Consider the following 13,574-nt stretch of genomic DNA (forward strand, 5'->3'; position numbering starts at 1 on the left):
GGTTAATTTTAAAGGAATAGACATGGAACAATTAGCAAGAACGATGTTTGAGTGGAGTGCTTTGTTACTGGTATTCGTTATTGGTTTAGGTTTAGCAGCATTGTTAATTATGTATGTTGTTGATGTAACACAAACTACCCATGCAATTAGGCGAAATTACCCTGTAGTTGGACGTTTTAGGTATTGGTTCGAGCATTTAGGGGAGTTTTTTAGACAATATTTCTTTGCTCAAGATAGAGAAGAGTTGCCTTTTAATCGTGCTGAACGTTCATGGGCATACCGAGCGGCCAAAGGTGTTGATACCACATTAGCATTCGGCTCCACCCGATTAATAAATAGACCGGGTGATGTTATTTTTTTAAATTCGGCTTTCCCGATACTAAAAGAAAATACCCAAAATCCAGCACAAGTGGTATTTGGAGAGCAAAGTTGTCAGCAACCATATCAAACCAATTCAATTATTCATATATCCGGTATGAGTTTTGGTGCGTTATCAAAGCCGGCATTACAAGCGTTATCCTACGGTGCTAAGCAGGCTGGGATCTGGATGAATACGGGAGAAGGGGGATTAACACCTTACCATTTAGCTTCTGGCTGTGATCTGGTATTTCAAATTGGTACGGCAAAGTATGGCGTGAGAAACAAACAAGGACAATTATGTGCGGAAAAGCTCAAACAGGTTGCCGCCCATCAACAGGTAAAGATGTTCGAGATAAAACTTTCTCAAGGGGCTAAACCCGGTAAGGGGGGGATTTTACCTGGCCATAAAGTTACCGCTGAAATTGCAGCCATAAGGGGCATTGAACAAGGCAAAGACTCAATAAGTCCCAATGCCCATCCTGAAATAAAATCCGTTACCGATTTATTGGATATGATAAACATGGTGAGGGAGTTAACGGCAAAGCCTGTAGGTATTAAATTGGTATTAGGTCAAAGTGACTTTTTACATGATTTATTCACACAAATTAATACCAAAGGTCAGCAGTGTGCGCCTGATTTTATCACTCTTGATAGTGCCGATGGCGGCACAGGAGCGGCGCCACAACCGTTATTGGATTATGTTGGCTTGCCAATCACAGAAAGTTTGCCTTTAGTTGTTCATTTGCTTCAACGCTACCAGCTCAAAGATAGAATTAAAGTGATAACGTCTGGCAAACTGATCACACCAGGCAAGGTCGCATGGGCACTCGCAATGGGTGCTGATGCCATTACCTCTGCTAGGGGCTTTATGTTTGCTCTGGGCTGCATCCAAGCACTGCAGTGCAATAAGAATACCTGCCCGACGGGAATTACCACTCATGATAAAAGTCTGCAAAGGGGATTAGTGGCAAAAGATAAGTCCATACGAGTGGCTCAATATGCTAACCAGTTACACCAAAGTGTGGCTATGATTGCTCACTCTTGTGGGGTTGCCCATGCAAGATTATTAAGTACAAAGCATATAAGAATAATTGATGCACAGGGGCGAAGTAGGGAGTTGATATAGCTGTATTTGATCACTGACATAGGTGTTTGAAATCCTTCAAGTTAGACTGGACATACCAGTTGGTTGCCAATTTAACTAAATGAAAATCCATCAGTTATCAGGTTATATTCAAAATATATATTTAGCGGTATATGCTGACAAAATAATGCTTTTAGACGGCTGTAGTAAGACTGACCTAGGGTTAATAGAGCACTACATTGTGGCTCAATTACAGCGCCCAATCACAGATCTAAAGGTCGTTGTTGTCACCCATATGCATCCAGATCATGCAGGAGCCGCTAATAGCCTAAAAAAACGTTTTGGCTGTAAGCTGGTTACCGGCTCAGCCAAGGGGCATTGGTACAGTGGCTGGGATGGCTGGATCATGTTTGTAACCGATGTCGTATTAGGGCAGTGGGTTGCAGCAAGATTGGGCAAAACCAAGCGCTCTCTATGGTTTTGGCCTCGTCCCAATAGTGACTATAAACTCAACGATGGCGAGTTAATACCAGATTTCGAAGACTGGCAAGTGATTGATACCCAAGGCCATACAGACAGAGATATCTCGTTATTTCATATCCCAACCAAGACCGTATATGTGGCTGACTTAGCGGTAAAAGTAAAAGATAAAATTATTCCTCCATTCCCGATTTTCTACCCCAACCGTTACGCCAGTTCACTGGCGAAAGTGGAAGCATTAAAGCCAAAACGGGTGATCCTAGCCCATGGCGGTGATGTGCAAATTAGCCATGAAGAGTATTTGTATCTAGTGAGTAAAGCCCCGAAAAAGCCCACAACCCATTGGCGGGTGACCAAGGCTAAGCTTAAAAAGTTACTATTTTGGTAAATTGCATTAGCTCTATGCAATTGCTAATCTGGGGAAGTCAAACAGTAAGGATACTTCAATGACTGAAGTGGATTATAAAAACTACAGCCTTGATGAGTTGTTAGAAAGCAGAGAAAGTATTGATAGGGAGCGCTTTCCTGAGCGCGCCGCTTTAATTGATAATTTAATTCTAGAAAAAGCCATCCCCCGGCTTGATTCGGCCGAGTTAAAAGAATTGAAAACTAGGGCTGAGTCTGAGGACTACCAAAAACTACCGCCACTAATTAAGGCTATTTCTGAATTGGCGTCCGCAGTGGTGTTTGTTCTAGTGGGGATAACTTTTTTTAGTGAAAGTATCGATTTTATCGTCACTATCTTATATGGCTCTTTTGTTTTGGTTTCTTTGGTTTCTGGATTTTATCACTTGAAGCAACACTTCTTTCAAAGAAAGCCTGAGCAAACGCTATCTAATAAACAGTTTTCAAACATTGAAAGCCCACGAGCAACCACTCAGGCAATTAAAGTTGAAACAAGGTCATGCGCTAATTGTGATGCTGAGGTTTCGATGAGCGTTACTTACTGTATGTATTGTGGCAAGAAAGCGTAGCTGGGAAATCGATCATCACACAGTATTAATTGCTCATTGAAAGTCTGCAAGCATAGCTAAGTGAGAGAAGGCGGTGACAAAAGTTTCGGGCAAACTTTTGAACAGCTTTAGCTGGCTCGAAAGGCAAAATACAGGGATGTATTTAATTATTTTCTAAGGCTGGGGACGCGTTAAAGGAAGTGAAGCCAACGCAGTTATCGCCAAGCTGTGGATGCCTTCACATAGCTTTTTAGTTATTCGCCCCAAAGGGTTTCAAAATAAGACTCAATGATTAGTACAGCCGATACCGAATCAATCTGATCTTTTTGTAGCTTTTTGAAACCACCCAATTCAAATAGACGGGCTTTGGCATCGGTGGTGGTTAGGCGCTCATCCTGCATAATGATAGGCACACCGAAACGGCCATGTAAGCGGTTAGCAAACTTTTTCGCGCGCTTAGTCAGCTCCTGCTCAGTACCATCCATATTCAATGGCAAACCAATAATCAAAGATTCAGGCTGCCATTCTTTAATGGCTTTGCCGATTACATCCCAATTTGGAATGCCATCATTGGCTTTTACGGCCGCGAGTGGTGAAGCGGTGCCAGTGACCGTTTGTCCAACCGCAATACCAATACTTTTAGTGCCAAAATCAAAACCAAGATATGTTGCCATTAAGCTCTACCTGTTTCGTTACTTAGGGTTGCTGGATCAATCCCAAGGGAGCGGGTTGCAGCTTGCCAACTTTTATTGATGTCTTGATTGAAAATAATATCAGCATCAGCTTTGACGGTTAGCCAAGTATTGTCTAATAGTTCCTGTTCTAGTTGACCTTCACTCCAGCCAGAATAGCCAAGGGCAATAATAAACTTCTCAGGAGAGTGTTCTTCACCCAGTGATTGTAGAATATCTTTGGAGGTCGTAATACTTAACTCATCACTTAACTTAATTGTGGAATCCCAATTATTTTCCTTGGAATTATCATGCAATACAAAGCCACGCTCTTGGCTGACGGGGCCACCAGCCATAACCTCTGGATTGTATTTTAGCTTAAATGATTCGTCTTTTAGCTTCATTTGTCTCAGCAGTGAATCTGATTTTAGGCCAATAGGGTGGTTAACCACTAGCCCCATCGCCCCTTGGTCATCATGCTCAAAAATATAAACCACGGAACGCTTGAAATATGACTCATCTAGACTTGGCATCGCAATGAGAAAATGATTACGTAGGGAGCGCATTTTCATTATTTAGCCCCCGGCAATTTTTACCAAAAACTTTTGCTTTTCTAGTAAAGCCTTGAGTTTTTCGCGATCATCGGTTTGAATTTCAATATTGAAGTCTTTAACCGTACCGCCACAGCCACATTGCTTTTTCAGGGTTTTACACAAATCTTTTAAGGCTTTATCTTCCAGGCCTAAACCTTCAATAATAACGACTCCTTTGCCTTTACGGCCTTTGGTCTCGCGTTTGAGTCGTACAACCCCATCGCCTTTTGGGGCTTGCTTAACGGCCTTGGGTTGTGAAATACGGCCGGAGTCGGTAGAAAAAACTAAAACATTATCGTTAGACATGTTACGCCTTAATAGTGATTATCATGGTTAAGCTTAGTGTTGATTTTACTTGGCTTGGGGGTAATTACCAATATTTGTTGAAGACTTACTACTAAAAAAGGCAAGCTTTGTGCTTGCCTTGTGAGGTCTTTCGGTCATTCAATTACTTGGATTCTTCAAGTGGAGTATTAAAGTCTTCACTCAGAGCGTAATCAGAATCGACTTTTAGTAGTTTGCCTTGCTTATCAAAATGAACCACTAATTCTTTTCTGGTTAGTTGGCCATTTCGTCCAGATTTAAATTGATATACGTAATACCAAGCGTCACTTTTAAAGCTGTCTCGAAGCACTGGTTTACCTAATACAAATTCAACCTGTTCTTTGGTCATCTGGATACGCAGCTTTTCTACCTGCTGCTTTTCCATGTAGTTACCTTGTGGAATATCATATTTGTACACCAACCAGTCAAAAGCAGAGCAGGCACTTAGGCTTAAAGTTATCCCTACAGCGAGCAAAGCGGTGCGTATATTGTTTTTGTTTATCATAACTCGTACTTCTTAGCGATTGTGGTCAACATAATAACCAGCCAAAGGGTTATTAACAAGCCTATGACTTAACTCTATCAATAAAGTTTCATTAACTTGCTTTTAAAAGTTGTTTCGCATTAGCAATTGCTGCGTTGGTAATTTGATCTCCTGCTACCAAGCGAGCAATTTCATTAATTCTTGCTTTCTTATCGAGTAAACGCATAGAGGTATTCGTGGTGTCGCCTAGTACATCCTTGGAAACATACATTTGTTGGTCTCCATTGGCTGCGACTTGGGGAAGGTGAGTCACACAAATGATCTGGGTACGCTTGCCCAATTGTTTAAGCATTCGTCCGACTACCGCAGCGGTAGGGCCAGAAATACCAACATCCACCTCATCAAAAATTAGGGTAGGGGTTGCCACGCGTTCAGAGGTCAGTACCTGCATGGCAAGGCCGATACGCGATAACTCACCACCAGAAGCGACTTTAGCCATCGGTTGAAGCGGTTGACCTGGATTAATGCTCACTAAAAACTCAACATCATCCATGCCCTGGGCATTGGCTTGCTCTTTTTCGATAAAGCTAATCACAAACTGACCATGGGGCATGCTCAGTTCCACCATAGCTTCGGTAATGGCAAGGCTTAACTGTTGCGCCTTTTGCTGGCGACTGTCACTTAAGGTTTGTGCGCTCTCGGTTAAAGCTTGTTTGGCCTGTTCAATTTCAATGAGTAAATCATCACTGCGATTTTGATCTAAGGCGATAGCCTCAAGCTGCGCCGCTAACTCTTGCCAGTAGTTGTAAAGGTTTTCCGGTTGGCAGTGGTGTTTACGGGCCAGTTCATGCCAGTTGCTTAAACGAGCTTCGGTTTGTTCCAGTTGCTCTGGGTCAATATCCAGCGAGCTTCTGAAGTGCTGCAGCTCTGATTGGGATTCAGACAATTGAATCTGGGCATCGCTAAGCATTTGCAGTACGTCTTTAAGATCCGGGTAGCAATCAACAATATTTTCTGCACGGGATAGCAACTGCTGTAACTGGGATTGAATATTGCAATCCATGTCACCTTCAAGCAGGTACAGCGCGCCTTCGGTTTGCTCAATAATATGGGCATTGTTCTGCAGTTTTTTTTGCATACTAGAAAGCTGGGGGTACTCATTTTGCTCAGGGGCAAAGTTATTTAGCTCTTCAATTTGGTATTCAAGTAACTGCTTAGCGGCCAGTTGCTCGGCATTTTTATGCTCGAGTTGCTTTAACTCTTTTTGCAGAGTAGCTAAGGCTTGGTAGCTTTGCTTGGTATTTTCCAGTAACTCGTGGTGGCCACAGTACTGATCTAAAATGGCTAGCTGGGCTTCAGGCTTTAACAGTGCATGGTGAGCATGTTGGCCATGAATATTGACCAGCATATTGCCAAGGGTTTTTAGCTGAGCAAGGGGGACTGGACTGCCATTAATATAGGCCTTAGAACGGCCATCTTGGGTAAGAGTACGTCTTAATATGCATTCGCTACCTTGGTCTAAATCGTTATCGATTAACCATTGTTTAGCATGAGGTAACTGGCTTACGTCAAAATCAGCACTGATGTCTAGCTTACCGCTGTTAGGGCGCACCATTGAACTTTCGGCACGAGATCCTAAACATAAACTTAAAGCATCAATAGATATCGATTTACCCGCACCAGTTTCACCAGTGATGGTGGTCATGCCTGACTGTAGGCTCATTTCGAGTTGTTCAACAATAGCAAAGTTTTGAATGTTTAATTGACTAAGCATGGGTCACCCACAAAGGTTACTGTATATAAAAGCAGTGTATAACTGTTTTTTTATACAGTAAACCCCTGGTGGTGAATTTTTAACTAAAAAAGTTTACTGCCCCAACCAAGTTTTGAACGCAGCACTTGAAAATCATTGCGATCCAGCGGATGGATGAGTTGTAATTTTTTTTGACTTTTTTTGATTAGGATTTCATCACCAGCTTTGATGCTCAAATCAATATGACCATCACAGGAAATCAGCTGACTTTTATCTTGAGAGGGCGACACCTTTATACGGATGGTTGAATCGCCATCAATAACAATAGGTCTAGCAGTTAAGCTATGGGCAAATTTAGGGTTAATGATGATGGCGTTGAGGCTTGGAGATAAAATTGCCCCTCCTGCTGATAGAGAATAAGCTGTCGAGCCCGTCGGCGTGCTCACAATTAAACCATCTGCCCTCTGGGAATACATAAAGTTATTATCTATATAGACTTCAAACTCGATCATATGGGCAATTTTGTCTGGGTGAAGCACTGCTTCATTCATCGCCGAATTGGAGCTGACGAGCTCGCCGTTACGGTAGACTTCAACTTCTAATAAAAAGCGTTCATCTACGCGACTGTGGCCTTCAAGGACCTGCTCAAGCCTTGGGAACAGGTCATCGGGAGATAAATCCGTTAAAAAGCCTAAATTGCCACGGTTGACACCAATGACTTTGATATTAGATTGATAAAGTGCTCTCGCCGCTCCGAGCATATTGCCATCACCACCAATCACTATCGCAAGATCGGCTATCTGGCCAATTTGCTCTAAAACGATGGTTTGGCATTGCATTTGGCAACTTTGAGCGAGTCGCTGTTCAACAATAACCTGATAATTTTTATCTGTTAACCATTGAACTAAATCAGTCAGAGTCTGCATCGTTCCCTGATGATGGGGCTTGCCAATAATGGCAATTGTAGAAAAAATTGGCTTCATATCGATGAAAAAGCGTCCTAGCCCTTGAATCATAAACTTTGATCCCCATAATAAGCACCAGAGTTTAAAGACACAAAGTATTTTTTATTGGAGTCGTTATGAGCGCGGAAGAGCAAAAACAGCCTGAAGAGCAAGTAGAACAAGCACAAACTGAAAACCAAGAGGTAGAGCAAGAGCAATCTATCGAAGTTGAAGTTTCAGAATTGGACCAAGTTAAAGCAGAACTTGAAGAAGCGAAAGCAACCATTGCCGATCAAAAAGATTCAGTGTTACGTGCAGCTGCTGAAATTGACAACGTGAAGCGTCGTGCTGCCATTGATGTTGAAAAGGCACATAAGTTTGCCTTAGAAAAGTTTGCTAACGAGCTGCTACCAGTTATTGATAACCTAGAGCGTGCACTAAGCCAAGAAGTAGGCGAGTCTGCTAAAGGCATGGTTGAAGGTGTTGAGCTAACCCTGAAAACTTTCTTAACGTCGGTAGATAAGTTTGGCCTGAAGCAAATTGACCCTAAGGGTGAGCAATTTGATCCTAACTTCCACCAAGCTATCTCTATGGTGCCAAATCCAGAAGTTGACGACAACTCAGTAATGGACGTCATGCAAAAAGGCTTCGAACTAAACGGCCGTGTACTTCGCCCAGCTATGGTTGTGGTTGCCCAAGGTGGTCCAAAACCAAGCCCACAAAGCGTAGACGTTCAAGCTTAATTTCTCAGCTTTACGAAATTCTAAATACCCGCACTGGATTATATTCAGCGCGGGTATTTTTTTATCTTTTAAAAGGGGACTAGGGACCTGATTATTGTCTTAAATTTTTAAGCTGCGCTTGGTTGTTCAAGGTGGGAGTCAGCGATGCTGAAATTTGATTCTTTTAAACTTCGCTTAACTGTTCTAGTGTATCCACGGAGTGCCGGGCTGCCGGCAGCAGGTCAGGGGAAGCCAACAGCTTGTTACTTCAGGCATCCCTGCCTTACGCCCTCCGGGTCTGCTAAAGCAGCTCAAAATTGTTCCTGACAATTTTGTCCCCGTCCTCCTGAGCCGCCCCTTACTTTGCTTAACCAGAATTTTTCATTCGTCATAACGCTGACGGTTAGATTCGCCATCCATGGCTCAAACTAACCTTAAAAGTCATCCATGACTTTTACAGCTATTTCTCAATCAAATTCTTCGCAAAGTCAGAGGGGAGTTTGAGTAGCGGAACGTTTTCAAAGCCGATACCTCTAACTCGTTTCTGCCCCTTTCCGAGTTACGAGTAGCGAGTGACGAGAGCGGGCTTCGCCCTTCGAGGGATGAGTTATAAGCACGACGAATAATGCAAATTAACTATTGCTAACAGGTGAGCATTTATACAGTTATAACTGTTCACTTGATTAATGGGTGACAAACAGAGCCAAAATTGGCTGTTTGAAGGCTCGATAACCTTCCAAAATTTAACTAAGTTATTGATTAACTTAAAACGAGACCGTGGATGTAGGGAAACCCTACATCCACGGTCTCGTTTTTGCCGAGCGTGATTTTCAGTTTTTATTGAAAATGAGAATAAATTACACTTTATTTCAACAAGTTAACGTGACATATTATTTTTAAGTTAAATTTTGTGCGGAAGATTATCGAGCTTCCGCTTAATAAGCTGTTAAATCTATAAGGAGTATTAATGAAGATCGTAAAACGTCTCCTCAAGGAAGGAGAAAACAAGGCGTCTATTTTCGAGAAGGCTTCAGCCTATGGCCTTAATCCAAAAAAGGTTTCGAAATATCTAGCAATGTATCCGGATTCTGAAGAGTCTAAGAAATACAATAGAGCCAACAATATCTTGATAGGCATATATTCTGTTCTGTTTTTATTGGGGTTACTGGGTGCAGTGCCAATTCTCTCAGAGTTGCCAGTGGGGGCAATGCTTGGGGTTCTGGCCTTTGCGCTATTGATACCTAGCGCAGTTATATACTGTATTTATAAAAAACAATCGATTGGGTATTTGATACTTTGCTTTTTCCTCTTTAAAGGGATTTTTGATTCATTCAAAGGGTACGAAGCAGACCCTGTCGGGGTCTGGGTGGGTGCAGCCATTAATGTCTGCCTTATTGTTTATGTAGTTATATTAAAAAACAAACTTTTCCCTCATCAAAATTTCTTTAACACAAAGAAGAACGATGAAGGTGTTTCTATCTTCACCAAAGATTTAACAAGCCAAGCAAGCGGGCCTGCCTAATCAGCAGCCCCTTCTTGTGGCGTTAGAGGCCAGAAGGAAATGAGAGCATACTATTTATTGTTAATTGTCTTATTCAGTTTTTTGGCTTCGGCTAACGAAGAGATCCCTAGCTTGGAAATTAATGAAATTTCGAAGGGTGTCTTTCTACATAAATCGTATAGTCTAGTAAATGGCTGGGGATTAGTAAGTTCAAATGGACTCGTTGTTGTTAATAACCGGAAGGCCTTTATTGTTGATACTCCCTGGTCTGAGCAGGATACTGAAAAGCTTGTAAATTGGATTCGATCAAAAAATTATAGTTTGTTGGGTAGTATTTCCACTCATTCACACGAAGATCGGACCGCGGGTATAAAATGGCTAAATGGTCAATCAATAGCTACGTACGCAACCGAATTAACTAACAGTATTTTGTTGAAAGAAGGTAAGGAGCAAGCAAGACATTCATTAAAGGGTAATGACGTTGAATTAGCAAATGGTTTGCTTGAAGTTTTTTATCCTGGGGGGGGCCATACCATTGATAACGTGGTCGTATGGTTGCCTAAGTCAAATATATTATTTGGTGGCTGTTTTGTTCGCAGTCTTGAATCCAAGGGGCTTGGTTATACTGGTGAAGCACATATCGATCAGTGGGCTATATCAGCTGAGAACACAATTTCTAAGTACCCCAAAGCTAAAACAGTGATTCCTGGCCATGGAGAAATTGGTAATATTGAGTTGTTAAAACATACTAAGTTTCTGGCGGAAAAAGCCTCTAACAAATCAATCCAGCCGACCGCTGAAGCGTCGGCTGATTGAGGCGTTACCTCTCAAATCGTAAATTGTTTTCGTCCATTTCCGAGCTAGGCCGCCTAAATCGGAAATGCCCCAAAATGAGTTTCAAACTCAGTCCATCATTGGTTAAAAACCACTAAGTATTTATCCAGGTATAACTGTTTTGGTGATTAATGGGTGACAAACAGAGCCCAAATTGGCTGTTTGAAGGCTCGATAATCTTCCAAAATTTAACTAAGTTATTGATTAACTTCAAAGTAGCCAAGGGATGTAGGGAAACACTACATCCACGGTCTCGTTTTTGCCGAGCATGATTTTCAGTTTTTCTTATCTTGGTGAGAAATTTGTACTTTATTTCAACAGCTTAAAATGACATATTATTTGTAAGTTAAATTTATAAAGGCAGTTTATCGAGCTTCCGCTTAATAAGCTGTTATGTGTTTAGGCAGGTTTAGGTGTTTTTAGAATACGAAATATATTACTGGTTAGTTTGGATACCGATAACTTACTTCTCAGCTAGAAAGAAAGGCTTTGCTGGTATTATCTTGTGTCATATCCTAATTGCCATATCTATATTTGTTGCTGACGTTATTTTGATCTCTCAAGCAATGGCTAAGCCAAATTGGGATGGTACACCGGATATGGACTTTGTATTTATGCTTGGTATGTTAATTAGAATTTTTGCCGTTAATATAGTGTTATTACCAGCAGCAATTTTAGGTTGGTTAGTAAAGAGAGCAGACGAAAACACATAACAAGAGACTATGGCGTCAATAATTAATTTGAGCACATTGGCGCTTCCCATGTTTTACCGTCTCTGAGCATCGAATTTAGTATCACTACCATCTTTCTTATACAGGCAATAATAGCTACTTTTTTAGGCTTTCCTGATGCAACTAAGCGTTGGTAGTATTCCTTAAAAACAGGATTTGACTGTATCGCCGACATCATCGCCATATACAGCACGGTACGAACTTGATGACGTCCTCCCTGTATTTTTCGCAAGCCCTTGAAACGGCCACTTTCTCGGTTCATCGGCGCAACACCGACCAAAGCACTTGCCTGTTTATTACTCATGTAGCCGAGCTCTGGGAGGTTGCTGATGATGGAAGCTGCAGCTATCTTACCAACGCCTTTCATACTTTGAAGCAGGTCATTCTTGGTCTTATATTCGGGGCAAGACTTAATGAGTTTGAGAATTTTTTCTTCCACCTTTTCTATCTGGTTTCTAAACGCTGTCAAAATCGGCTTTATGGTTGAAACTAAATTTTTAGGCAAAATTTGCAGCCTATTTTTCTCCATAGTTTGCATCACTAGTAGCTGATTACGCCTAGCGACCAGGTCGCTCATAGCCTGCATAACTTCTGGTTTGAGCGTTGATAATGGCGGCTTAATCGCTTCACCATAATGGGCAATCAATTGAGCATCCAGCTTATCTGTTTTCGCTCTCCTTCCGATAGCGCCCGCGAAGCGTTTTACATGAATGGGATTGGCTACTACAAAAGGCAACTTAGCCTTAGCGCAGGCCATGATAAAAGGTGCTTCTAGTCGCCCTGTTGCCTCGACAATAATCCTTTTGGGGGCGTGTTTTTTGATTCGTGTAATGGCTTTTTTAATACCAGCCTCTGTATTTTCGACAGAGAAAAAATCTCCTAACGGACGAATATAGATATCTAGGTGATATTTACCCGTATCGACACCGATATTAACGTTTTGATTTGTCGTTGTTTTCATAATAAGCTAACCCTTGCTTGCATAATGCGGGTTCGAGACCCAGTAGACTATTCGAGTATTTCGCTTGGAGTCTTTTACGGCGTTCTTTCTTGTTATCGGTCTCTCAACAGAGGAGCCATCACTCAATCGAACTACCGTAAAAGAAGGCCTTAGTTGCAGCTAAGGCTTGGGTCTCACTTTACCCTAAGTTGGTTGAAAAATGATTGATTAGGTGGGGTAATTATCCATACAAGGCAATCAAGCAGGAAAATCTACAGTTGGCTGTTTTCACTGCGTTCAACATTTTAGCCAACTATAAATTTCCTCTTATTGAGGCGTTAAATTCCCATGAGAGAACTGTACGATAAATTCATATCTTTAGATGCCGAAGCGAAGAAGAAGGCTCACATTAAGGCTTGCGGTTACTCTCTGGCTGCATGGGATTCATTTGTCCAGAAAGGTAAGGGTTTGTCCTATCGTGACTCCGTAGTCCTAATGAAACACCACATAGATCAGTCTTTGCCTAGTGGCGCACTACAAGCAGTTATTGATGGAGAGGCAAAGAAAGAAATATCGGAGAAGTATCTTGAGCCTATTGCCGCGTTACAAGATATGGACTGGGAGCCGCCAGAGCATATTGAATATGCGTTTTACTCTATATACAACCTATACAGAAAGTACTGCGAAGCCTCAGACATTGATGATTGGCTAATTATAAATCAATGCTTATCATCAGAAACAAACGAAGAAAAATGGAATGCAATTTTTAAAAGTATACTTAGCTAAAAATTTAACAAGGCCAGGCACAATCGCCCCTTCGGGGCTGGACCTCCGCACTGCGTGCTCCGGCCTGTGCTGGCGGCGTTACCATCTCAATTTCTAGCTCACTTTTGTCCAGAAACGTTTTAGGTGACGTCATCATTGATAACGCCCTGATACTCAAAATTCCACCCTCATTTTGTCCTAAATTCGATTGAAATGATTAGTAGTGCTGACCATGGATGGTCAGTAAGGCCTGTTTGAGCCATGGATGGCGAATTAGGCCGCCTGCGTAATCATGATTGAGAATTTAGAATAGACAAAATGCGGTGTGCTGCGGGGGAGTCCAGAGGGGGGCGCAGCCTGTATAGACCGGAGAGTTGGGTTACAACTTGTTCGGACACATAGGTAACACATTCTATTATGAATGGCATGTATATA

General features: G+C 41.9%; 14 protein-coding genes and 1 pseudogene. 8 read left to right on the top strand and 7 right to left on the bottom strand.

Features of this window, described 5'->3' with window-relative positions; translation table 11 throughout:
* Positions 1 to 22: 22 nt before the first annotated feature.
* The 3 genes from GFB48_RS06230 to GFB48_RS06240 all read left to right on the top strand — a co-directional run bounded on the left by GFB48_RS06230 (position 23) and on the right by GFB48_RS06240 (position 2,898).
* Positions 23 to 1,486, top strand: a complete 1,464-nt coding sequence (locus GFB48_RS06230) for an FMN-binding glutamate synthase family protein (RefSeq protein ID WP_163932720.1) — start codon at positions 23 to 25, stop codon at positions 1,484 to 1,486.
* A gap of 79 nt (positions 1,487 to 1,565) precedes the next feature.
* Positions 1,566 to 2,312: an MBL fold metallo-hydrolase gene (locus GFB48_RS06235; protein ID WP_163932723.1), complete on the top strand. Its 747-nt coding sequence runs from the start codon at positions 1,566 to 1,568 to the stop codon at positions 2,310 to 2,312.
* A 58-nt stretch (positions 2,313 to 2,370) separates the two neighbouring features.
* Positions 2,371 to 2,898, top strand: a complete 528-nt coding sequence (locus tag GFB48_RS06240; protein WP_163932725.1) for a hypothetical protein — start codon at positions 2,371 to 2,373, stop codon at positions 2,896 to 2,898.
* A gap of 233 nt (positions 2,899 to 3,131) precedes the next feature.
* Here GFB48_RS06240 and ruvX read toward each other — a convergent pair whose 3' ends face one another.
* From ruvX to nadK, 6 genes and pseudogenes are all read right to left on the bottom strand, one after another.
* Entirely contained in the window at positions 3,132 to 3,551 is a 420-nt protein-coding gene (gene ruvX / locus GFB48_RS06245) for a Holliday junction resolvase RuvX (RefSeq protein ID WP_163932728.1), read from the bottom strand.
* Positions 3,551 to 4,120 carry a YqgE/AlgH family protein gene (locus GFB48_RS06250; RefSeq protein ID WP_368669044.1) on the bottom strand — a complete coding sequence of 190 codons (570 nt, stop codon included), beginning with the start codon at positions 4,118 to 4,120 and terminating at the stop codon, positions 3,551 to 3,553. Before GFB48_RS06250 ends, ruvX begins: the two co-directional genes overlap by 1 nt.
* 3 nt (positions 4,121 to 4,123) lie before the next feature.
* Positions 4,124 to 4,447 (bottom strand): stress response translation initiation inhibitor YciH, encoded by a 324-nt coding sequence (gene yciH, locus GFB48_RS06255; RefSeq protein ID WP_163932731.1) that lies wholly within the window; start codon positions 4,445 to 4,447, stop codon positions 4,124 to 4,126.
* A 145-nt stretch (positions 4,448 to 4,592) separates the two neighbouring features.
* Positions 4,593 to 4,970 (bottom strand): annotated as a pseudogene (locus GFB48_RS06260) (outer membrane protein assembly factor BamE); the annotation flags it as partial.
* 91 nt (positions 4,971 to 5,061) lie between these two features.
* Positions 5,062 to 6,723 (bottom strand): DNA repair protein RecN, encoded by a 1,662-nt coding sequence (gene recN, locus GFB48_RS06265; RefSeq protein ID WP_163932735.1) that lies wholly within the window; start codon positions 6,721 to 6,723, stop codon positions 5,062 to 5,064.
* 83 nt (positions 6,724 to 6,806) lie between these two features.
* Positions 6,807 to 7,685 carry an NAD(+) kinase gene (gene nadK, locus GFB48_RS06270; protein ID WP_163932773.1) on the bottom strand — a complete coding sequence of 293 codons (879 nt, stop codon included), beginning with the start codon at positions 7,683 to 7,685 and terminating at the stop codon, positions 6,807 to 6,809.
* 98 nt (positions 7,686 to 7,783) lie between these two features.
* Here nadK and grpE point away from each other — a divergent pair, with 98 nt between their 5' ends.
* From grpE to GFB48_RS06290, 4 genes are all read left to right on the top strand, one after another.
* A complete protein-coding gene (grpE, locus tag GFB48_RS06275) occupies positions 7,784 to 8,389 on the top strand; it encodes a nucleotide exchange factor GrpE (protein ID WP_163932739.1) in 606 nt (201 codons plus the stop codon).
* 946 nt (positions 8,390 to 9,335) lie between these two features.
* On the top strand, positions 9,336 to 9,890 hold the full coding sequence (locus tag GFB48_RS06280) for a hypothetical protein (RefSeq protein ID WP_163932742.1): 555 nt from the start codon (positions 9,336 to 9,338) through the stop codon (positions 9,888 to 9,890).
* A 39-nt stretch (positions 9,891 to 9,929) separates the two neighbouring features.
* Complete coding sequence (blaDIM, locus tag GFB48_RS06285) at positions 9,930 to 10,685, top strand: DIM/SIM/IMP family subclass B1 metallo-beta-lactamase (protein ID WP_163932745.1); 756 nt, start codon at positions 9,930 to 9,932, stop codon at positions 10,683 to 10,685.
* A 431-nt stretch (positions 10,686 to 11,116) separates the two neighbouring features.
* Positions 11,117 to 11,416 (top strand): hypothetical protein, encoded by a 300-nt coding sequence (locus GFB48_RS06290; RefSeq protein WP_163932747.1) that lies wholly within the window; start codon positions 11,117 to 11,119, stop codon positions 11,414 to 11,416.
* A 22-nt stretch (positions 11,417 to 11,438) separates the two neighbouring features.
* Here the strand turns inward: GFB48_RS06290 and GFB48_RS06295 are convergent, their stop codons facing one another.
* A complete protein-coding gene (locus tag GFB48_RS06295) occupies positions 11,439 to 12,395 on the bottom strand; it encodes an IS110 family transposase (RefSeq protein WP_163932751.1) in 957 nt (318 codons plus the stop codon).
* Positions 12,396 to 12,722: 327 nt separating this feature from the next.
* Here GFB48_RS06295 and GFB48_RS06300 point away from each other — a divergent pair, with 327 nt between their 5' ends.
* A complete protein-coding gene (locus tag GFB48_RS06300) occupies positions 12,723 to 13,160 on the top strand; it encodes a hypothetical protein (RefSeq protein ID WP_163932753.1) in 438 nt (145 codons plus the stop codon).
* Positions 13,161 to 13,574: the final 414 nt, after the last annotated feature.

The sequence above is a fragment of the Paraferrimonas sp. SM1919 genome (assembly GCF_010993985.1).
GTDB lineage: Bacteria > Pseudomonadota > Gammaproteobacteria > Enterobacterales > Shewanellaceae > SM1919.